Origin of the sequence: Leifsonia sp. NPDC058194, from assembly GCF_042883605.1 — a bacterium.
GTDB lineage: Bacteria > Actinomycetota > Actinomycetes > Actinomycetales > Microbacteriaceae > Leifsonia.
Genome location: NZ_JBHVVL010000003.1, coordinates 455,684 through 474,473, shown reverse-complemented (window position 1 = coordinate 474,473; position 18,790 = coordinate 455,684). Strand labels below are relative to the sequence as shown.

The 18,790-nt window shown below is 68.6% G+C and carries 18 protein-coding genes; 9 read left to right on the top strand and 9 right to left on the bottom strand.

Annotated elements, in window-relative coordinates:
- Positions 1 to 380 precede the first annotated feature (380 nt).
- Positions 381 to 608 carry an acyl-CoA carboxylase epsilon subunit gene (locus ACFVU2_RS14455; protein ID WP_387875539.1) on the bottom strand — a complete coding sequence of 76 codons (228 nt, stop codon included), beginning with the start codon at positions 606 to 608 and terminating at the stop codon, positions 381 to 383.
- Positions 605 to 2,218 (bottom strand): acyl-CoA carboxylase subunit beta, encoded by a 1,614-nt coding sequence (locus tag ACFVU2_RS14450; protein WP_387875537.1) that lies wholly within the window; start codon positions 2,216 to 2,218, stop codon positions 605 to 607. Before ACFVU2_RS14450 ends, ACFVU2_RS14455 begins: the two co-directional genes overlap by 4 nt.
- Positions 2,219 to 2,294: 76 nt before the next feature.
- On the opposite strand from ACFVU2_RS14450, the gene ACFVU2_RS14445 reads away from it, so the two are divergent.
- Together ACFVU2_RS14445 and ACFVU2_RS14440 are read left to right on the top strand one after the other, a co-directional pair.
- On the top strand, positions 2,295 to 3,074 hold the full coding sequence (locus ACFVU2_RS14445; RefSeq protein WP_387875534.1) for a biotin--[acetyl-CoA-carboxylase] ligase: 780 nt from the start codon (positions 2,295 to 2,297) through the stop codon (positions 3,072 to 3,074).
- An 8-nt stretch (positions 3,075 to 3,082) separates the two neighbouring features.
- Positions 3,083 to 3,631, top strand: coding sequence for a PH domain-containing protein (locus ACFVU2_RS14440; RefSeq protein ID WP_387875531.1), 549 nt, complete (start codon positions 3,083 to 3,085; stop codon positions 3,629 to 3,631).
- Here ACFVU2_RS14440 and ACFVU2_RS14435 read toward each other — a convergent pair.
- Positions 3,593 to 4,144 carry a GtrA family protein gene (locus ACFVU2_RS14435; protein ID WP_387875529.1) on the bottom strand — a complete coding sequence of 184 codons (552 nt, stop codon included), beginning with the start codon at positions 4,142 to 4,144 and terminating at the stop codon, positions 3,593 to 3,595. The genes ACFVU2_RS14440 and ACFVU2_RS14435 overlap by 39 nt on opposite strands.
- A gap of 87 nt (positions 4,145 to 4,231) precedes the next feature.
- Here ACFVU2_RS14435 and ACFVU2_RS14430 point away from each other — a divergent pair, with 87 nt between their 5' ends.
- From ACFVU2_RS14430 to ACFVU2_RS14415, 4 genes are all read left to right on the top strand, one after another.
- The gene (locus tag ACFVU2_RS14430; protein WP_387875527.1) at positions 4,232 to 5,401 is read left to right on the top strand and encodes a 5-(carboxyamino)imidazole ribonucleotide synthase; all 1,170 of its coding nucleotides are present in this window, start codon (positions 4,232 to 4,234) and stop codon (positions 5,399 to 5,401) included.
- A gap of 68 nt (positions 5,402 to 5,469) precedes the next feature.
- A complete protein-coding gene (purE, locus tag ACFVU2_RS14425) occupies positions 5,470 to 5,973 on the top strand; it encodes a 5-(carboxyamino)imidazole ribonucleotide mutase (RefSeq protein WP_387875524.1) in 504 nt (167 codons plus the stop codon).
- The gene (locus ACFVU2_RS14420) at positions 5,970 to 7,328 is read left to right on the top strand and encodes an LCP family protein (protein WP_387875522.1); all 1,359 of its coding nucleotides are present in this window, start codon (positions 5,970 to 5,972) and stop codon (positions 7,326 to 7,328) included. The genes purE and ACFVU2_RS14420 overlap by 4 nt, the downstream gene beginning before the upstream one ends.
- 94 nt (positions 7,329 to 7,422) lie before the next feature.
- Positions 7,423 to 8,667, top strand: coding sequence for an acyltransferase family protein (locus ACFVU2_RS14415; RefSeq protein ID WP_387875519.1), 1,245 nt, complete (start codon positions 7,423 to 7,425; stop codon positions 8,665 to 8,667).
- Positions 8,668 to 8,690: 23 nt separating this feature from the next.
- Here the strand turns inward: ACFVU2_RS14415 and ACFVU2_RS14410 are convergent, their stop codons facing one another.
- From ACFVU2_RS14410 to rfbB, 4 genes are read right to left on the bottom strand one after another with little or no spacing between them, the layout of a single operon-like run.
- Entirely contained in the window at positions 8,691 to 9,854 is a 1,164-nt protein-coding gene (locus ACFVU2_RS14410; protein ID WP_387875516.1) for a glycosyltransferase family 4 protein, read from the bottom strand.
- A gap of 36 nt (positions 9,855 to 9,890) precedes the next feature.
- A complete protein-coding gene (locus tag ACFVU2_RS14405) occupies positions 9,891 to 10,769 on the bottom strand; it encodes an NAD-dependent epimerase/dehydratase family protein (RefSeq protein WP_387875514.1) in 879 nt (292 codons plus the stop codon).
- The gene (rfbD, locus tag ACFVU2_RS14400) at positions 10,766 to 11,626 is read right to left on the bottom strand and encodes a dTDP-4-dehydrorhamnose reductase (protein ID WP_387875511.1); all 861 of its coding nucleotides are present in this window, start codon (positions 11,624 to 11,626) and stop codon (positions 10,766 to 10,768) included. The genes ACFVU2_RS14405 and rfbD overlap by 4 nt, the downstream gene beginning before the upstream one ends.
- A gap of 11 nt (positions 11,627 to 11,637) precedes the next feature.
- Positions 11,638 to 12,627 carry a dTDP-glucose 4,6-dehydratase gene (rfbB, locus tag ACFVU2_RS14395; RefSeq protein WP_387875509.1) on the bottom strand — a complete coding sequence of 330 codons (990 nt, stop codon included), beginning with the start codon at positions 12,625 to 12,627 and terminating at the stop codon, positions 11,638 to 11,640.
- A 74-nt stretch (positions 12,628 to 12,701) separates the two neighbouring features.
- On the opposite strand from rfbB, the gene ACFVU2_RS14390 reads away from it, so the two are divergent.
- Genes ACFVU2_RS14390 through ACFVU2_RS14380 form a run of 3 tightly spaced genes read left to right on the top strand, consistent with a single transcriptional unit; the run spans position 12,702 to position 15,540 of the window.
- Positions 12,702 to 13,307 carry a dTDP-4-dehydrorhamnose 3,5-epimerase family protein gene (locus ACFVU2_RS14390; protein WP_387875508.1) on the top strand — a complete coding sequence of 202 codons (606 nt, stop codon included), beginning with the start codon at positions 12,702 to 12,704 and terminating at the stop codon, positions 13,305 to 13,307.
- Positions 13,308 to 13,321: 14 nt separating this feature from the next.
- Positions 13,322 to 14,185, top strand: a complete 864-nt coding sequence (gene rfbA / locus ACFVU2_RS14385) for a glucose-1-phosphate thymidylyltransferase RfbA (RefSeq protein ID WP_387875506.1) — start codon at positions 13,322 to 13,324, stop codon at positions 14,183 to 14,185.
- Positions 14,182 to 15,540 carry a hypothetical protein gene (locus ACFVU2_RS14380; protein WP_387875505.1) on the top strand — a complete coding sequence of 453 codons (1,359 nt, stop codon included), beginning with the start codon at positions 14,182 to 14,184 and terminating at the stop codon, positions 15,538 to 15,540. The genes rfbA and ACFVU2_RS14380 overlap by 4 nt, the downstream gene beginning before the upstream one ends.
- Here the strand turns inward: ACFVU2_RS14380 and ACFVU2_RS14375 are convergent.
- Entirely contained in the window at positions 15,537 to 16,367 is an 831-nt protein-coding gene (locus ACFVU2_RS14375) for a glycosyltransferase family 2 protein (RefSeq protein ID WP_387875502.1), read from the bottom strand. The genes ACFVU2_RS14380 and ACFVU2_RS14375 overlap by 4 nt on opposite strands.
- The gene (locus tag ACFVU2_RS14370; RefSeq protein WP_387875499.1) at positions 16,364 to 18,778 is read right to left on the bottom strand and encodes an LGFP repeat-containing protein; all 2,415 of its coding nucleotides are present in this window, start codon (positions 18,776 to 18,778) and stop codon (positions 16,364 to 16,366) included. The genes ACFVU2_RS14375 and ACFVU2_RS14370 overlap by 4 nt, the downstream gene beginning before the upstream one ends.
- Positions 18,779 to 18,790 lie beyond the last annotated feature (12 nt).

Here is an 18,790-nt window from a genome sequence, read left to right as displayed (position 1 = left end):
TGCCGGAGAACCGTCACCCGGCCCCTGTTCGGGTTAAAAGGGGAAAGGGGCCGACACCCGAATTGTCGGCCCCTTTTCAAACCCCGAGTCAGGGCGACAACCCGAATATCGCCCTGACTCGCCCCCAAAGCACTCGCCTGCTTACCCTAGTCGACGAGTGATTCGGCGGTGTGACTCACGAGGAGAGACACCTAGCAATAACTATATTGACGTCATTCCCAGGGATTACATAGTCGTCATTTTGGAGGACACCGGGGGACATTCGGAGTCCTCCTCGGTCGAGGCGAGCACGAATCCAGGCTGTCCCACATGTGGGGGACGTCCGGTTCGGGGTACAAATCGGGGGACGCCGGCCTGTCGAGGCGGCCTCCGGAGGGGTGTCAGCCCGCGAACGATCTCCAGGCCCCGTCGCCGGGGGTGAGCGGTGTGCGCAACCGGCGCTGGCTGCGTTCCCACGCGTCCGGGCCGGTCGACGGGCGCGCGTCGCCCGCTGCTGCCGCCTGCTCGGCCGCCGCAGCCGTCAGCACGGCGGTGACCGCGGCGATCTCCTCCGCCGTCACCCCGCGGGTGACGAAGCGGATCTGAGACGCGTCGAGCTCGCCGGTCACAGCGGGATGTTCCCGTGCTTCTTCGGCGGCATGGTCGCGCGCTTGGTGCGCAGCGCCCGCAAGGCCTTGATGACCGAGACGCGGGTGGCGGCCGGCTCGATCACGCCGTCCAGCTCGCCGCGCTCCGCCGCGAGGAAGGGGCTGGCGACGTTGTAGGTGTACTCGTTGGCGAGCTTGGTGCGGACGGCCGCGACGTCCTCGCCGGCCTCCTCCGCGCGCTTGATCTCGCCGCGGTAGAGGATGTTGACCGCGCCCTGACCGCCCATGACCGCGATCTCGGCGGTCGGCCAGGCCAGGTTGATGTCGGCCCCGAGCTGCTTGGAGCCCATCACGATGTAGGCGCCGCCGTAGGCCTTGCGGGTGATGATGGTCACGAGTGGGACGGTGGCCTCGGCGTACGCGTAGAGGAGCTTGGCCCCGCGGCGGATGACGCCGGTCCACTCCTGGTCCGTGCCGGGCAGGTAGCCGGGGACGTCGACCAGGGTCAGGATCGGGATGCCGAAGGCGTCGCAGAACCGCACGAAGCGCGAGGCCTTCTCGCCCGCGTCGATGTTGAGCGTGCCGGCCATCGCGTTGGGCTGGTTCGCCACGATGCCGACCGACCGGCCCTCGACCCGGGCGAACCCGATGACGATGTTCGGTGCGAAGAGGGGCTGCACCTCGAGGAACTCGCCGTCGTCGACGATGCCTTCGATGATCGTCTTGACGTCGTAGGGCTGGTTCGGGGAGTCGGGGATGACGGTGTTGAGCCGCCGGTCGGCGTCCGTCGTCTCGAGCTCGGGCTCGGACTCGTACTGGGGGAGCTCGGCCAGGTTGTTCTGCGGCAGGAAGCTGAGGAGGTTCCGCGCGTAGTCCAGCGCGTCCTCCTCGTCGCTCGCGAGATAGTGCGAGACGCCCGAGACCTTGTTGTGGGTGAGTGCTCCGCCGAGCTCCTCGAAGCCGACGTCCTCGCCGGTGACCGTCTTGATGACATCCGGACCGGTGACGAACATGTGGCTCGACTTGTCGACCATGATCACGAAGTCGGTGAGGGCGGGGGAGTACACGGCGCCGCCGGCAGCCGGCCCCATGACGATCGAGATCTGCGGGATGACCCCGGACGCCGCGGTGTTGCGGCGGAAGATCTCGCCGTACTTGCCGAGGGCGACGACGCCTTCCTGGATGCGGGCGCCGCCGGAGTCGAGGATGCCGATCATCGGCACGCCGGTCTTGAGCGCGTGATCCATCACCTTGATGATCTTCTCGCCCGCCACCTCGCCGAGGGAGCCGCCGAAGATGGTGAAGTCCTGGCTGAAGACCGCGACGTTGCGGCCGTGGATGGTGCCGACGCCGGTGACGACGGCGTCGCCGTAGGGGCGCTTGGCCTCCATCCCGAAGGCGTGGGTGCGGTGGCGGACGAACTCGTCGAACTCGACGAAGGAGCCCTGATCCAGGAGGAGGTCGATCCGCTCGCGGGCGGTGAGCTTGCCCTTGGCGTGCTGCTTCTCGATCGCGGCCTGGCCGCTGGCGGTGACGGCCTCGTGGAACCGGTCCTTCAGGTCCGCGAGTTTGCCGGCGGTCGTGAAGAGATCGGGGGTCTGGCGTGCATCGGTGTCGGTCACGCCGTTCACTCTACCGGCCAGTGCGGAGGCCGTGCCGTTGACGGGATCCTACAAATCCGGGGCCTGTCACTGGCAGACTGGGCCAATGCAGCCGAGCGATCCTGTGGACTTCCGTCGGAGCCGAGCCGTCGCCCCCGGGCTGGAGGTGCTGCCGGAGGCGGGGTCGACGAACGATGTGCTGAGCGCGCGAGCGGGCGGCCTGGCGGACCTCGCCGCCGTCGTCACGATGAACCAGACGGGCGGCCGTGGACGTCTGGGCCGGGTGTGGGTGGCGCCTCCCGGGCGCACCCTGGCGATCTCGGTCCTCCTGAGGCCGGAGGGGCTCGCCGTCGACGCGTTCGGCTGGTTCCCGCTGCTCGCCGGGCTGGCGATGAGTCGCGCGATCGCGCCGTTCGTGCCCGGCACGGTGTCGGTGAAGTGGCCCAACGACGTCCTCATCGACGGTGCGAAGGTCAGCGGGACCCTGTCGGAGCTGCTGCCGGATCTCTCGGGCCTCGTCATCGGCGTCGGCGTGAACCTCTTCCAGGAGCGCGACGAGCTCCCGACCGCGACCTCCACCTCCCTCGTGGTGGCGGGCGCGGATGCGCCGGACGCGGATGCCGTGCTCGCGTCGTACCTCACCCACCTGATCACGCTGTACCGCGAATACCTGACGGCCGGCGGCGATCCGGTCCGCAGCGCACTGCGCGACGAAGTCGTCGAGGCGTGCCACACGATCGGCCGTTCGGTGCGCGTGGAGCTGCCCGGGGGTGGCGAACTGCTCGGCACGGCCGTCGATCTCGACATCGACGGACGGCTGATCGTGGAGTCGGATCGGGGGCGCACGGCTGTCGCAGCGGGAGACGTCACCCACCTGCGGTATTAATGGGAGGCATGAGCAACACGACGGACGGGGTGCCCGGCCAGCCCCCGGAGCGGGTCGTGGCGCGGCTGCGCCGAAACGCCCGGGTGCTGTTCTGGCCGAGCCTGGCCCTCATCGCCGCGAGCGGAGGCGTCGGCTACTTCGTCGGGCGCCTCGACGAGGTCTGGGAGATCGTCCTCCTGTGGTCGGCGGCCGCCGCGGCCGTCCTGCTGCTCTTCCTCCTGCCGCTCGCGGCCTGGCTCAGCCGGCGCTACACGATCACCACACGACGGATCGTCATCCGGCACGGCTTCTTCGTGCGCGTGCGCCAGGAGCTGCTGCACAGCCGCGGCTACGACGTGAGCGTCAAACGCACGTGGCTGCAGAGCGCGTTCCGGTCGGGGGATGTGCGGATCAACGCCGGGCTCGACCATCCCGTGGTCCTCAAGGACGTTCCGAAGGCCGATCAGGTGCAGCGCACCCTCGGCGAGCTGATGGAGCACGCGCAGAACGTCGTCGGTCTGCGCCGCCAGCAGTCCGAGTCAGTCTCCGACGAGACCACCGTCTGGGGAAGCCGCTAGCGTCGACCCCGTCAGCACGGCGGGTTCGGCGGGTCGTGCGGCGCCCCGCTTCGCGCGACGGTCGGCGCGATCCGGGGAGAACACCCACCAACGGTAGAAGCCGAAGCGGAAGACCATCCCGAGGGCGAGGCCCACGACGTTGTTGGCGATGTTGTCCGCGAGCAGGGACGTGTAGCCGAGGAGGTAATGCGATACCCACACGCAGAGCAACGGGATGGCCATGCCCGCGAGGCTGACGATGAGGAACTCGGCGCCCTCGCGTGCGGTGTTCGCCTGGCGGTTCTTCGAGAACGCCCAGTAGCGGTTGCCGACCCAGTTGGTCCCGATGGCGACGAGGGTGGCGATGGCGGTCGCGATCAGCGTCTTGTGGGGCACTCCGGAGAGCACGGTGAGCATGAGCCCGTTGAACACGGCGAGGTTCACGACGAAGCCCACCGCCCCCACCGCGCCGAACTTGATCAGCTGGGGGAGGAGCCGCGCCTTGCGCGCTGCGGGAGGATTCTCGATCGTCATGCTCCGGCCGTCGTGATGCGGGAAGATAGGAAGTGCGCTCGCCACGATACGCGAGCCCGGTAGCCCGATGCTGAGAGTTGCCACGGGGTGCATGAAGAGTCGAGGAGAGAGCGTTCGATGGTCAGGAACACAGTCGGAGTGATCGGCGGCGGCCAACTGGCACGGATGATGATCCCTCCGGCGGTGGAGCTCGGCATCGACATCCGCGTCCTCGAGGAGGCCGAGGGGATGAGCGCCGAGATCGCCGCGACGGGCGTCGGCGACTACCGCGACCTCGACACCGTCCTCGCGTTCGCCGAGACGGTCGACGTCATCACGTTCGACCACGAGCACGTCCCCCCGGCGATCCTGCGCGAGCTGGTCGAGCGGGGCGTCCCCGTCCATCCCGGCCCGGACGCGCTGCTGTACGCCCAGGACAAGATCCAGATGCGGGCCAAGCTCAGCGAGCTCGGGCTGCCCGTGCCCGATTGGGCGGCGGTGGAGTCGGCCGACGAACTCGCGACGTTCCTCGCCGACCACGGCGGCCGCGCGGTGGTCAAGACGGCTCGCGGCGGCTACGACGGCAAGGGCGTGCGGGTCGTGTCCGAGGCGAACGAGGCCGACGACTGGTTCCTCGCCCTCGCCGAGGACGGCCGCGGCGGCGCCCTGCTGGTGGAGGAGCTGGTCTCCTTCCGGCGCGAGCTGGCGCAGCTGGTCGCGCGGCGCCCCTCCGGCGACTCCGCCGTCTGGCCCGTCGTCGAGACGGTCCAGAAGGGCGGCGTGTGCGCCGAGGTGATCGCGCCCGCCCCGGGTGCGGCCGGGCGGACGGCAGAAGCGGCGGCCGAGATCGCGACGCGCATCGCGGACGGCCTCGGCGTCACCGGCGTGCTCGCCGTCGAGCTGTTCGAGACCACCGATGGCCGGATCCTCGTGAACGAGCTGGCGATGCGGCCGCACAACAGCGGTCACTGGAGCATCGAGGGCGCCGTGACCAGCCAGTTCGAGCAGCACCTGCGCGCCGTCCTCGACCTGCCACTCGGCGAGACCCGGCCGCGCGACGAGTGGTCGGTGATGGTCAACATCCTCGGCGGTCCGGCCGAGGGCACCCTTCAGGACCGGTACCCGGCGGCGCTCGCAGCGCATCCCGAGGCGAAGTTCCACGGATACGGCAAGGAGCCTCGACCGGGCCGCAAGGTCGGTCACGTGACGGTCGGCGGCGACGACCTCGACGACGTCGTCTATCGAGCACGTGCCGCGGCGGCGTATTTCGAGGGCTGACCCCGTCGGCCGCGATTCGCGCGTGCCGTAACCCGGACGCGGGGGTGCGCGCCCGTACGATTATTGCCATGCCCGAGAACCCCCAACCCCTGGTGTCCGTCGTGATGGGTTCCGACTCGGACTGGTCCGTGATGCAGGAGGCGTCGCGCCTCCTCACCGAGTTCGGTGTCGCCCACGAGGTCGAGGTCGTCTCCGCGCACCGCACGCCGGTCAAGATGATCGACTTCGGCACGGCCGCAGCCGGTCGGGGCATCCGTGTGATCGTCGCGGGCGCGGGAGGCGCGGCCCACCTCCCCGGGATGCTGGCCGCCGTGACGACCCTCCCGGTGATCGGGGTGCCCGTCCCGCTGGCTCGTCTCGACGGGCTCGACTCGCTGCTGTCCATCGTCCAGATGCCGGCCGGAGTGCCCGTCGCCACCGTCTCGATCGGCGGCGCCCGGAACGCCGGGCTGCTCGCCGTCAAGATCCTCGCAACGGCCGATCCTGCTCTGGCCACGGCGCTCGAGCGCTTCGCCGCCGAGCTGGAGGCCAGCGTCGAGCAGAAGAACGCGGCGCTGCAAGCGAAGCTATGAACCCCACGAGCCCGCTGCGTCATCCGGACGCGTCGTCCGCGCCCGCCATGACCAAGCGGGGCTGGTGGCTCGTGCTCCTGAACGTCCTGCTGCCCGGCTCGGTGCAGATCGTCGCCGGCGACCGGCGGCTCGGGCGGATCGGCCTCATCGCGACCGGGCTGCTCTGGCTGCTGGCGATCATCACGCTGGTCGTCTACCTCGTCGCTCCTGCGACGATCTACACGTTCGCCACGCAGGCGGGCAGCCTCACGGTCCTCCAGATCCTCCTGGTGGCCTATGCCGTCCTCTGGGTGGTGCTCACGCTCGACACTCTGCGGCTGGTCCGTCTCGTCAAGACGACTTCGAAGGCACGCGGGATGATCGCCGCCTTCGCGGTGGTCGTGCTCGTCGGCCTGACGGGGACGGCCGGTTACGCCTCCGTCGTCGCCGGCTCCGCCCGGGGCGCCCTGGGCGAGATCTTCTCCGCCGGGCCGTCCGAGCCTCCGGTCGACGGCCGCTACAACATCATGCTGCTCGGCGGCGACGCCGGACCCGATCGTGACGGGCTGCGCCCGGACAGCATGTCGGTCGTCAGCATCGACGCGACGACCGGCAAGGCCGTCACCATCGGACTCCCGCGCGATCTCGACCCGGTCCCGTTCCCCGAGACGTCGCCGCTGCACGCCCTCTACCCGGACGGCTACGGCTACGACGACCGCTGCGACGTCGACGTCTGCCAGCTCAACTCCATCTACACCGAGGTCGAGGTCTACAAGACGGACCTCTACCCGAACGCGACGAAGAACAAGAGCGAGCCCGGGATCGAGGCGATGCGGGACGCCCTCGAGGGAGCGACCGGCCTCACCATCCAGTACTACGTGCTGATCGACATGCAGGGCTTCTCGGACCTCATCGACGCACTGGGCGGCGTCGACATCACCGTGACGGACCGCGTGCCGATCGGCGGCGACGAGGAGCTGAACGGAGTGGCCGAGTGGATCGAGCCCGGCCAGCACCACATGGACGGGTACCACGCCCAGTGGTACGCCCGGTCCCGTCACGGCTCCAGCGATTACGACCGGATGGCGCGGCAGCGTCAGCTGCAGGACGCGATCCTCAAGCAGGTCAACCCCGTCAACGTCGTCAGCAAGTTCGAGGGCATCGCCAAGGCGGGCTCGCAGGTGATGAAGACCGACATCCCGCAGTCGATGCTCGGGTACTTCGTCGACCTCGGGATGAAGACGCGAAAACTGCCGGTCGACCAGCTCGAACTCGTGCCGCCGACGATCGACCCGACGAACCCGGACTACGCCCAGATCCACCAGCTCGTGCAACAGGCGGTCGCCCCCGCGACGCCGTCGCCGGCCGCGAAGTAGGCGCCGCGCATCCAGCTGACCCCTGAACAGGTCACAGATACTGCACAGGCACCACCCGTAGCGTCGCCCGCCTATGACGGGTACAGCTGGAAAAATGGACGAGACGACGACACCCCGACCGGCGAGCAGCCGGCTGACGGCGCTGGACGGACTCCGCGGGCTCGCGGCGGTGATCGTCGTCTTCCACCACGCCATGTACACCAACCCCGACTTCCCGGGGACCCCCGGCGGCGGGAGCGCTCCCGTCGGGTCCGCCATGTGGTGGATCAGCTACACGCCGCTCAAATTCATGACGGCCGGTGTCGAGTCGGTCATCGTCTTCTTCGTGCTGTCGGGTCTGGTGGTCACCCTCCCCGTGGTCCGGCACCGCGGTTTCGACTGGGTCGCCTACTTCCCGCGCCGGGTGGTGCGCCTGATGGTCCCCGTGGCGGCGTCAGTGCTGCTCGCCGCGGCGTGGGTCGCCGCGATCCCGCAGATCTCGACCCAGGCCTCCGGGACCTGGCTCAGCAACTCGTCGACGCCGAACTTCAGTTGGGAGTACATCGTCAAGGCCGTCGATCTGCTCGGCGGTGACGGACAGATCAACAACCCCCTGTGGTCGCTGCGCTGGGAGCTGCTGTTCTCGCTCGCACTGCCCGTCTTCGCGGTGGTCGCCATCGCCGTCCGCAAATGGTGGATCGGCGGCCTGGTGCTCGCCTGCACGCTGACCTGGCTCGGCTCCCGCGCGGGGTCGGGCGAGCTCGAGTACCTGCCCGCGTTCTTCGTCGGAGCAGTGATCGCGGTGCGCATGGACGCCGTGCGCAACGTGGCCGACCGCATCAACGCCCGCTGGTACCGTCACCCGCTGTGGGCCGCGCTCACGGTCGGGAGCGGTCTGCTGCTGATCGCCCCCTGGCTCTTCGGCCCCGGCATCGCCCAGCTTCCCGAACTGGGACACGCGCTCAAGGGTCTCGTGCCGCTCGCGGCGGCCGGCCTGGTCGTCGCCGTCCTCGGCTGGAAGCCGCTGCGAGCCGTTTTCGAGTCGCGGCCCTTCCAGTTCGCGGGGACGATCTCGTTCAGCCTGTACCTCGTGCACGTGCCGATCCTCATCTTCAGCACCTACCTGTTCGCTGGCGAGCCGTGGTTCGTGCCGCTGCTCTTCGGCATCCCGCTGGCGGTCGCCGTCTCGGTCGCCTTCACCTGGCTGCTCGAGAAGCGCAGTCACGGCTGGGCGAAGGCCGCCGGTGTGTGGGCGTCGGAGCGGTATCGTGCCTGGTTCGGGCGCGAGGAGACGGCGCTCGAGGCCGGTCGCCCGGCCGAGGAGCGCGAGGGCTCCCGGGAGTCGGCCGGGCATCGCTAGGGCCCGTCCGGCGCCCGTCTTCGCTACAGGTCGGCGTGCAGCTGCCAGACCCGCTCGGCGGAGTCCCGCCAGCTGAAGGCGCGCGCCCGATCGGAGGCGAGCACGCTGAGCCGTTCGCGCAGAGCCGAGTCCGCGAGCACGCGGCCGATCGCCGCGGCCAGTCGCTCGGCGTACTCGCTCTCGTCGGCGTCCGTCGGGGAGGGACGCTCGATGGCGAGGCTCGCCCCTCCGGCGACCTCGACGAGCGCGGGATCGTCGGAGTGGATGACAGGGAGGCCGAACTTGAACGCCTCCACGATCGGCAGGCCGAAGCCCTCCGCGAGGCTGGGGTAGACGAAGAGGCTCGCCCGGTCGAGCACGACCGCGAGATCGGCGTCCTCCAGTTGACCGAGGGCGCGCACGCGGTCCTCGGGGAGGCCGGCCGCGGCGGCGACGCCGGTGGCCGAGCCCTCGCCGAACCGGTCCGGCCCGGCGATGAGCAGGGGGAGGCCGCCGGCCTCCGGGCGTGCCATCGCACGGATCAAGGGGGCGACGCCCTTGCGCGGCATGATCGAGCCGAGGGTCAGAGCGTACGACTCCGGCAGGCCGAGGCGCGCCGCGCGGGCCTCGGCATCGGCCGGAAGCCGGAGCGCGGTCGCGGGAGCACCTCCGATGACCCGGATGCGATCGCCGAAGTCGAGCTCGTCCGCGAGCCGGGCGGCGACCGCGTGCGTCGGCACCACGATGGCGTCCGCGTGCTTGCGTGCGCGCTTGGCCATCGCCTTCGTCCACATCGCCTGACCCGACCCGAGCGACCCGGGGTGCGTCCACGCGAGGGTGTCGTGGATGGTGACCGCGACCTGATCGTCCTCGTGGCCGCCGCGCCGGCGTCGCAGGGGAGCGAGCAGGGTCGGCGCGTGCACCATCCCGTGGATGCCGCCGAGACCGAGTCCGGACTGCCAGGCGATCGTGAGCTCGCGATGGGCGAGGGGGAGGCGGGTGATGTCGGCGAGGCCGGGCAGGCGCAGACGGAGGTCGTCGAGCTGCTCGTCGGAGACGGCAGAGACGATCCCGATGACGTCGCACCCGCGGGGAGCGGTCGTGATGAGCTGCCGGGTGAGCTCCTCGGTGTAGCGGCGTGCGCCGCCGGGAGCTTCGCCGATCAGCTCATCGATCACCACATGGAGTGACGTCCTGGTCGTGGCCATCCTTCTCCCGTCTCCCGACCGACGACAGCGAGACTATCAGCGGATGCTCGACGTCTCCTCGGCGACCGCCATGATGGACTCGATCTTGCCGGTGTCGGCCCAGATCGCAGGTGAGTCGTACGGACGGTCGGGATACGCGCCGTACTCCAGCGCGATGTCGTACCCGCTGTCGGCGATGTAGCTCTCCACCTGGGCGCCGAGTGAGACGGGGACGCCCGAGCCGCAGTTGATGACGCCGGTCACCGCGTCCTGCAGCGATGTCGCGGCGATCTGCGCGGCCAGGTCCTCGACGCGGATGAAGTCGTACTGCTTCGTCCCCGACGTGAAGGGGAAGGTGGCCTTGCCATCCTCCGCGGCGGCGCGGAGATACGTGAAGATCGACCGGTTGTACGCGTCGTCACCGTAGATGTAGAAGCAGCGCAGCCACTGGAAGACGACCTCCTGCTGCTGGGTGTAGAGGGTGAGCGCGCGGCGGAGGGCGTCCTTGGCGACACCGTAGAGCGACTGAGGATCGGTCGGGGCGTCCTCGGGCAGGCGGCCCTCGAAATAGCCGACCTCGTGCATGGATCCGAGACCGACGACATGTCGCACGCCGGACTCGACGAGTCCCGTGATCAGACGGTAGTGGTCGCTCAGCCGGAGCATGTGCGCTGGCGATGAGTGGACGAATCCCGACTCCCAGGCGAGGTGGACCACGATATCGGGAGCGCCGGAGGCCTCGTACACGTCGACGGAGGCGTCGAGGACGTCGACGGCCAGCAGCTCGGCGCGGGGGTCGATGTGACCGGCCGGCCGCTCCGCTCCGCGCCGGTCCGCCGCTACGACGACGGCGCCTCGGTCGGCAAGGGCGGTGACCACGTGCCGGCCGATGTAACCGCCGGCGCCGGTCACCAGGACCCGCGGAGCGCCGCTCATCGGGCCGCCCCGCGGAACACGCCGGCCGCTGCGGCGTCCTGGAGGGCGACGCGCCAGTCGCGCATGGGCTCGAGGCCCGCCTGCGTCCACGCGTCGTGACCGAGCACGGAGTAGGCGGGACGCGGCGCAGGGCGGACGAAGCTGGAGCTGTCCGTGGGGAGCACGCGCTCCGGATCCAGGCCGGCGAGCTCGAAGACGGCGCGAGCGAGGTCGTACCAGGTCGCGATCCCGCTGTTCGTCCCGTGGTAGACGCCGGCTGGGGCCTCGGCGTCCGCGAGGGCGACGAGCTGCCGCGCGAGGTCCGCGGACCACGTGGGTTGGCCGCGCTGGTCGTCCACGACCGAGACCGTCTCGTGCGAGGCCGCGAGCCTCAGCATCGTCGCCCCGAAGTTGGAGCCGCCGGCCCCGTAGAGCCAGGCCGTGCGCACGACGGAGGTGCCGTCCGGGTGCGCGGCGAGGGCGAGCTCCTCGCCGGCGGCCTTGGTGCGACCGTACGCGTTGATGGGATCGCGCGGCGTGTTCTCGGCGTACGGCTCGGTGGCGAACCCGTCGAAGACGTAGTCGGTCGACACCGTGATGAGTCGGGCGCCGCTCTCGGCCGCGGCGGCGGCGAGGTTCTGCGTCCCGGTGGCGTTGATCGCGAAGGCGTCGTCCTCGTGGGTCTCCGCGTCGTCGACCTTCGTGTACGCGGACGCGTTGAAGACGACGTCGTGCCCCGAGACCGCGTCCCGGACCGCCTGGCGGTCCGTCACGTCCAACTCCGCCCGGCCGAGGGCCGTCACCGCGCGTCCGTCGAGGGCACGCCGGAGGTCTTGGCCGAGCATGCCGCGGGCGCCCGCGATCAGATAGCGCGTCATCGGGCCGGCGCTCAGGCGTCCAGCGCGGCGCGGGCCTTGAGCGGCTCCCACCACTCGCGGTTGTCGCGGTACCACTGCACGACGTCGGAGAGGCCCTGCTCGAACGGGACCTGCGGCTCGTAGCCCAGCTCGTCCCGGATCTTCGAGATGTCGACGGAGTAGCGCAGGTCGTGGCCGAGACGATCGGCGACGCGGTCGACGTACGACCAGTCCTTGCCGGTGGCGTCGAGCAGCAGCTGGGTCAACTCCTTGTTGGTGAGCTCCGTCCCGCCGCCGATGTTGTAGATCTCGCCCGCGCGACCGCCGACGAGCACCATCGCGATGCCGCGGGTGTGGTCGTCGACGTGCAGCCAGTCGCGGATGTTGTTGCCCTCGCCGTACAGCGGGACGTGCTTGTCGTCGATGAGGTTCGTGACGAACAGCGGGATGACCTTCTCGGGGAAGTGGTAGGGCCCGTAGTTGTTCGAGCAGCGCGTGATCGACAGGTTGAGGCCGTGCGTGCGGAAGTAGCTGCGGGCGAGGAGGTCGCTGCCGGCCTTCGAGGCGGAGTAGGGCGAGTTCGGCTCCAGCGGACGGTCCTCCGCCCACGACCCCTCGGCGATCGACCCGTAGACCTCGTCGGTCGAGACGTGCACGAACCGCTTCAGGTCGTTGCGCAGCGCCGCGTCGAGCAGCTGCTGCGTGCCGAGGACGTTCGTCTCGACGAAGATCGACGCGTCCCGCACCGAGCGGTCGACGTGCGACTCCGCGGCGAAGTGGACGACGGCGTCGACGGTGGGGAAGAGCTGGTCGAGCAGCGCGCCGTCGCGGATGTCGCCCTTGACGAAGGTGTAGCGCGGGGAGTCCGCGACCGGGGCGAGGTTCGCGAGGTTGCCCGAGTAGGTCAGGGCGTCGAGGACGACGACCTCCGCGCCTTCCAGGCCCGGGTACGCGTCCTGCAGGGTGCGGCGGACGAAGTTGGAGCCGATGAAACCGGCTCCGCCGGTGACGAGAATCTTCATGGGAGAAATGGGTGCTTTCTGTCGATGAACCGTGCAGGAGTCTACCGTGCAGGCCTGATTGGTAGACTCCCGGGGTGCAGATCCGAGAACTCTCCATCCCTGACGCCTACGAGATCACTCCGAAGCAGCACGCCGACGACCGCGGCATGTTCACCGAGTGGTACCGCTTCGACCGTCTGGAGGAGGCCGTCGGCCACCGCCTGGACCTGAGGCAGGGCAATCTCTCGGTCTCCAAGCGAGGCTCGGTGCGCGGCATCCACTTCGCCGACATCCCGCCGAGCCAGGCCAAGTACGTCATGGCGCCGCACGGGGCCGTTCTCGACTTCGTCATCGACATTCGTGTCGGCTCCCCGACGTTCGGGCAGTGGGACAGCGTGCTGCTCGACGACGTCGACCGTCGCGCGATCTACGTCGCCGAGGGGCTCGGCCACTGCTTCGTCGCCCTCACCGAGGGCGCGACGGTGAGCTACCTGGTCACCGACACCTACAGCCCGACCCGCGAGCACGGGATCAACCCGCTCGACCCCGACATCGCGCTGGTCTTCCCGCCCGAGGCGGGCGAACCGCTGCTGTCGCCGAAGGACACCCAGGCCCCCGGCCTCCTCGAGGCGCGCGACACCGGACTACTCCCCGACTGGGATGCTGCGCGGGCCTTCTACGCGTCGCTCGACAAGAACTGAGGAACGACGAGAACATGCGCGGAATCATTCTGGCCGGCGGATCCGGCACGCGGCTGTGGCCGATCACCAAGGGCATCTCGAAGCAGCTGATGCCGATCTACGACAAGCCGATGATCTACTACCCCCTGTCGACGCTGATGATGGCCGGGATCAACGAGATCCTCATCATCACGACGCCGGAGTACAACGAGCAGTTCCGTGCGCTCCTCGGTGACGGGTCGCAGCTGGGCATCCGCCTCGAATACGCGGTGCAGCCGTCGCCCGACGGTCTCGCCCAGGCCTTCATCATCGGCGAGGAGTTCATCGGCGACGAGTCCGTGGCCCTCGTCCTCGGCGACAACATCTTCCACGGCGCCGGGCTCGGCTCGTCGCTGCGCAACCACAACTCTCTCGACGGGGCACTGATCTTCGCGTACCACGTGAGCAACCCGAAGGCCTACGGGGTCGTGGAGTTCGACGACGACTTCAAGGCCGTCTCGATCGAGGAGAAGCCGGTCACGCCGAAGAGCAACTACGCCGTCCCGGGGCTCTACTTCTACGACAACTCCGTCGTGGAGATCGCGAAGACGATCGAGCCCAGCGCACGCGGCGAGCTCGAGATCTCGACGGTGAACGAACGCTACCTCGATGCGGGCAACCTGCAGGTGCAGGTGCTGGATCGCGGGACAGCCTGGCTCGACACCGGCACCTTCGAGTCCATGATGCAGGCCTCCGAGTACGTGCGCGTGATCGAGGACCGGCAGGGCTTCAAGATCGGCTGCATCGAAGAGATCGCCTGGCGCGCCGGCTGGATCGACGACGCGCAGCTGGCCGAGCTCGCTGCCCCGCTCGTGAAGAGCGGCTACGGCAGCTACCTCCGGAACCTGCTGAACGCATGAGCGAGGTCCGGACCCAGCCTGACGAGCGGCCGGTGCGCGCGGGTGCCGCGAATCGATTCCGCGGCTGGGCACTTCTCAACTGGGTTCCGATCGTTCTCGTCTTCGCCTCGTTGCTCGTCACGGGGATCGTGACTGCACGGCACACGCAGGCCCTGTCGCCGCTCGACGAGTGGGTCTATTACGACTACACGCTCAAGATCCCATCGCAGGGCATCGTGCGCCAAGGCGAGTCGATCGGCGAGGGCGCGCTCGAGCAGATGTCGTGCTACGGCGACTTCTTCGGGCAGCGCGGAGATCCCTGCGGCAGCAGCTATTCGGACGTCAGGTCGTACCCGCAGGACGGCAAGACCACGGCCGACATCTATACGCCGATCTACTTCGCGTTCACCTGGGGCGTCGGCGAGGCCATCCATGCGGTCACTGGGCTGAAATTCCTGACGGCCGCGCGGTTGTCCGGCTTCTTCTGGCTGTCGGGCGGCGTCCTCGTGTTGTACATGTTGATGCGCCGATTCGGCATTCCGAAGCTGGTCACCCTCGGCATCGGTTTGGCGGTCATCGCGTCTCCGTCGACGATCTGGTCGTCCACCTATATTTCGACGGATGCGCCCGCGCTTCTCGCGGGCGGTGCCGCCCTCCTGTTCGCGTTCCGTGCGATCGACAGGAAACGCGGTGCCTGGTGGCTGATCCCGATCGCCGTGGTGAGTATCTGGCTCAAGGTCACGACGATCTTCGGAATCGGCCTGGCTGTTCTGATCCTGCTGATCTATGCGCTCTGGCGGCGAAAGGATCAACCGCTCGAGAGGGACCATCGACGTCGGCTCGTCGTCCTCGGCGTCTCGACCGCCGTTGCCGCTGTCGCAGCCGAGGTGCTCTGGCTGGGAATCCATGCGGCGATCGCCCTCGGGCCGGGTCCGTCGCAGGGCCTGGCAGCTCCGTTCTCCTGGCGCACCCTCCTCGATCTCGGCGCGATCTTCCTCACGCCGGGCCCTTTGATGGCCGGCGGATGGAACGCCGGGTATGGACTGCCGAACCTTCTGATGCTCCCCATGACCTGGGTTCCCGTCGCCGGAATCATCGGCGTGCTCTTCATGGCCACCCGGTCGATCGCCGTCAAGTCGTTCGGGATCGCGACCGCGATCTCGGCCATCGCGTTCGCGCCGGCGTTGTTCTTCGCCATGAACGTGGTGCTCGGATCGGTGTTCCCGGTGATCCCGAGATACGGGATCGCGCTGATCCCGGCGTTCGTCGTCGCGGCGGGACTGATCGTGCGCAACCGCCTCGGCACCTGGGTCACCGTCGTCTACGGTGCGGTCTGCGTCGTGGCGATCATCGCCGCGGCGCTCCTCACCCGCTAGATATCGACAGCGTGGGCGACGACGTCCGGCCACGTGTACAGCGGAGTTCCGAAATCGGACTCCGTATGGATCGCCTTCCCCATGCGGGCGAGCCACTTCTCACGATAGATCGGGAAGTTGTCGACGTAGTAGCGGCAGGTCTCCTCCCACTGCTGCTCCGAGAGGGCCTTTCCGTAGTGCTGGCACTCGAAGCGGTCGATCAGCGGGCCGGTGACCCCTTGGGGCTCGCGGGCATCCTTCGTGGTGAAGTCCACGGAGGCATCCGGCCTCCAGGCCATGAGGATGCGGCGGCGCTCGGGGCCGAACGACGAGCGGAAGTCGAGAAGAGGGACACCCTCACGATGCGGCAGCGCGTCGTCGGCCGTCATGTATGCGTCGAAGAGATTGATCCGTAGTCCTCGGACCTCGGGCCCGGCGTCATGCAGGAAGCCGCGGATATCCCCGACGAAGCGCTCGTCAGCATCGCTGTAGAAGACCCAGGCTGGTCGCAGCCGCTTCGCACGCGCGTAGAGGATCCGACGGTTGGCCGTCTCCTCCCAGATGCGGTTGCGCCGTCGCCAGTGCCGGTTCTGGACGACCTCGACGACATGCCGGTGGGAGAGCGCGATCTCTCGACTCCGATCGGTGCTCGCATCGTCGAAGACGACGATTCCGTCGACGATCGTACTGAGGTGATCCAACGTGTCCTGCAGGAGGTCTTCCTCGTTGCGCAGCCTGATCATGCCGATGATCGATCCCGGCGCAACGGTGCGCAGGCCCTTCCGGATACGGAAGAACGGGCGGGCGTTCCTCAGGGTGACGTTGAGCGTGTAGTCGAGATCTCTCACTTGACCAGTGTCGCACCGCCGGCGGCGGTCCAGCTCACAGTGCCTCCGTCGAAGGTCTGTTGGCAGGCTGTGCCCGTCGCGTTGCATGCGAGCGATTTCGCCGGCCATCCGAGCGAACTCGCAAGGCCGCCCTGTGCGTTGAAATAGTCGCGGATCGGTCCGAGCAGGACGATCGCGTCCCCTCCGGTCTTCTGCGTGACGGCGCCCTTTTCGAAGCCCTGCACAGACCCGCCACCTGCGTAGCCCACCGCGGTCACGTCGGAGGTCGGCCACCCGATGGAACCGCCGATCCCGCCCACCGTGGCGTAGGCCGTGCGGAATGCGCCGCTCAGCACGTGGGCGCCGGCGCCGGAGGTGTAGGTGATCGCAGCGTTCTGGAAGGCCTGCACGAGTCCGCCGTTGGTGCTGATCGGACTGGTCAACGGCCAGCCCACGGGACCGGGGATGCCCCCGGCGGCGTTGTAGGCCGCTCGGATGTCTCCCGAGAGCGGGTAGGCGCCGGAGGCCGTCGTGGCCAGGATGACGCCGTTCTGGAAGCCCTGCACGAGGCCGCCGCCGTTCTGGGGGAATGCGTTGGCCGCGGTTACTGGCCATCCGAATCCACCCGTGACGCCCCCGAGCGCGTTGTAGGCCGCTCGGATGTCACCGGTCAGTGCGTACGCCCCGGCGCCGGGGGTCCAGGCGATCGCGCCGTTCGCGAATCCCTGGACGAGCCCGCCCGTGAAGCTGATGGTCGTGCCGACGGGCGCCCCGAGGGACCCGGATGCTCCACCCATCGAATTGTAGAGGGCAAGGATCTCGGCGGAGATCGCCGAAGACGAACCGTTCTTGTCTGCGTAGATCGTGCCGCCCTGGAAGGCCTGAGAGCACGTGTTGGAGGCATCGCACGCCATGTCGCCGGTCGGCCAGCCGAGGTAGCTGCTGAGGCCACCCAGTGCGTTGAACATGGAGCGGATGGAGCCGCTGAGCGAATGAGCTCCGCCCGTCGATGTCGACGTGATGACCCCGTTGGCGTAGGCCTGGATGAGGCCGGTGCCCGAGGCGAGGTTGGCGGTCGTGACGCCGACTGCGGCTCCCAGTGCGCCGGATGCTCCGCCGGCCGCCGTGTAGGCAGCGGCGATCTTCGCGCTCGCGATGGTGTACGAGCCACCGCTCGTGCTCAGAGTCGCCTGCTCGAAAGACTGTTTGCACGTCGAGCCGGAGCAGGACGCGTCTCCCGAAGGCCAACCGAGCGGCCCGGAGAGCCCACCCGTGGCGTTGTATGCGGTGCGCAGGGCTCCACTCAGCACTCGTGGGCCGGTCGCGGAGGTGTAGGTGATCGCGCCTCCCTGGAAGCCTTGCACCAGACCGGCGCCCGCCGTATTGGCATTGCTCGTGGGCCAGCCGAGGCTCCCGCCGATTCCGCCGTTGGCGTTGAAGTAGTCGCGGATGGGATTGCTGATGATGAACGCTCCGTACGCCTTCGTCCACGCGATTGCGCCTCCGGCGTAGCCGCGAACCATCCCTCCGCCGTTGTCGCTGAGCGTGATGTACCCCGTGGCCGGGTCGCCGAGGGGCCCGCCGGCGCCGCCGGTGGAGTTGTACAGCGCGTCGATGAACGACGGACCTGCATTGCCCGTGGAGCCGAACCAATCGGTGAAGTACATGAAGAAGTTGCGGTTGCCGTAGCTGGCGCAGCGGTCCGATGATGCTCCGTAGCCGGCCGCAAGCGCGTTGTTGTTCGGCTGATAGGGCGTGTAGTAGTACAGGGCGGCCGTCGCCTTATTGGAGATGTACACACGGCTCGAACCGCACGACGAGTCCGGGTTGTAGAGAACGTTCGCGTAGCCGCCGACGGGGTACCAGGTGAAGAAGTTCGACGTCCCCGGCGGGTTCCCGTAGCGCTTGAACTGCCACGAGCCGGAGTAGACCTGATTGTAGAAGCCGTAATACTGCGTGTCGCAGGCGGCCGTGTCCGGGCAGGCGTAGCCCATCGACGCCTTCCAGGCCCAGGCGCTCGGAGCAGTGGATGTGACGAGAGCCTGTTCCTTCTGGAGTGTCGCAAGGATCACCTGAGGATTGATGCCGCAGGCCTGGGCGACCTTCACGATGATGCGAGCGGCGGGCTCGTTGGGGGCGCCCGCGTACGGCCCGCACATCGCGTCGCCTCCACGCGAGGTGGTCGTCTGGCTGAAGTTCTTCAGGCAGGTGTAACCCGCCGAGCAATTGGGGACGATCGCATTGAGGAAGGCCTGCACGCTGGCCTCGTTCATGGTGTTCGGGTTGTAGAACACATCGTCGCTGATGATGTTGCTGGGGTTGAAGTCGAAGGCGTTCGCCGCCTCTGTGCGCGCTGGCGCGGCGAATTGAAGGGCGCCGACAGCCAGCACGAGGACGAGGACGAACCCCAGAGATCGGATCAGGCTGCGCAAGAGAACCCCTTT

Bases quoted from the DNA above. Each gene is read 5' to 3' on its own strand.
- ACFVU2_RS14415 (WP_387875519.1), top strand. From the start codon at position 7,423: ATGGACGAGACGACGACACCCCGACCGGCGAGCAGCCGGCTGACGGCG.
- ACFVU2_RS14445 (WP_387875534.1), top strand. From the start codon at position 2,295: ATGCAGCCGAGCGATCCTGTGGACTTCCGTCGGAGCCGAGCCGTCGCC.
- ACFVU2_RS14435 (WP_387875529.1), bottom strand. From the start codon at position 4,144: ATGACGATCGAGAATCCTCCCGCAGCGCGCAAGGCGCGGCTCCTCCCC.
- rfbB (WP_387875509.1), bottom strand. From the start codon at position 12,627: ATGAAGATTCTCGTCACCGGCGGAGCCGGTTTCATCGGCTCCAACTTC.
- ACFVU2_RS14405 (WP_387875514.1), bottom strand. From the start codon at position 10,769: ATGAGCGGCGCTCCGCGGGTCCTGGTGACCGGCGCCGGCGGTTACATC.
- rfbA (WP_387875506.1), top strand. From the start codon at position 13,322: ATGCGCGGAATCATTCTGGCCGGCGGATCCGGCACGCGGCTGTGGCCG.
- ACFVU2_RS14380 (WP_387875505.1), top strand. From the start codon at position 14,182: ATGAGCGAGGTCCGGACCCAGCCTGACGAGCGGCCGGTGCGCGCGGGT.
- rfbD (WP_387875511.1), bottom strand. From the start codon at position 11,626: ATGACGCGCTATCTGATCGCGGGCGCCCGCGGCATGCTCGGCCAAGAC.
- purE (WP_387875524.1), top strand. From the start codon at position 5,470: ATGCCCGAGAACCCCCAACCCCTGGTGTCCGTCGTGATGGGTTCCGAC.
- ACFVU2_RS14440 (WP_387875531.1), top strand. From the start codon at position 3,083: ATGAGCAACACGACGGACGGGGTGCCCGGCCAGCCCCCGGAGCGGGTC.
- ACFVU2_RS14420 (WP_387875522.1), top strand. From the start codon at position 5,970: ATGAACCCCACGAGCCCGCTGCGTCATCCGGACGCGTCGTCCGCGCCC.
- ACFVU2_RS14410 (WP_387875516.1), bottom strand. From the start codon at position 9,854: ATGGCCACGACCAGGACGTCACTCCATGTGGTGATCGATGAGCTGATC.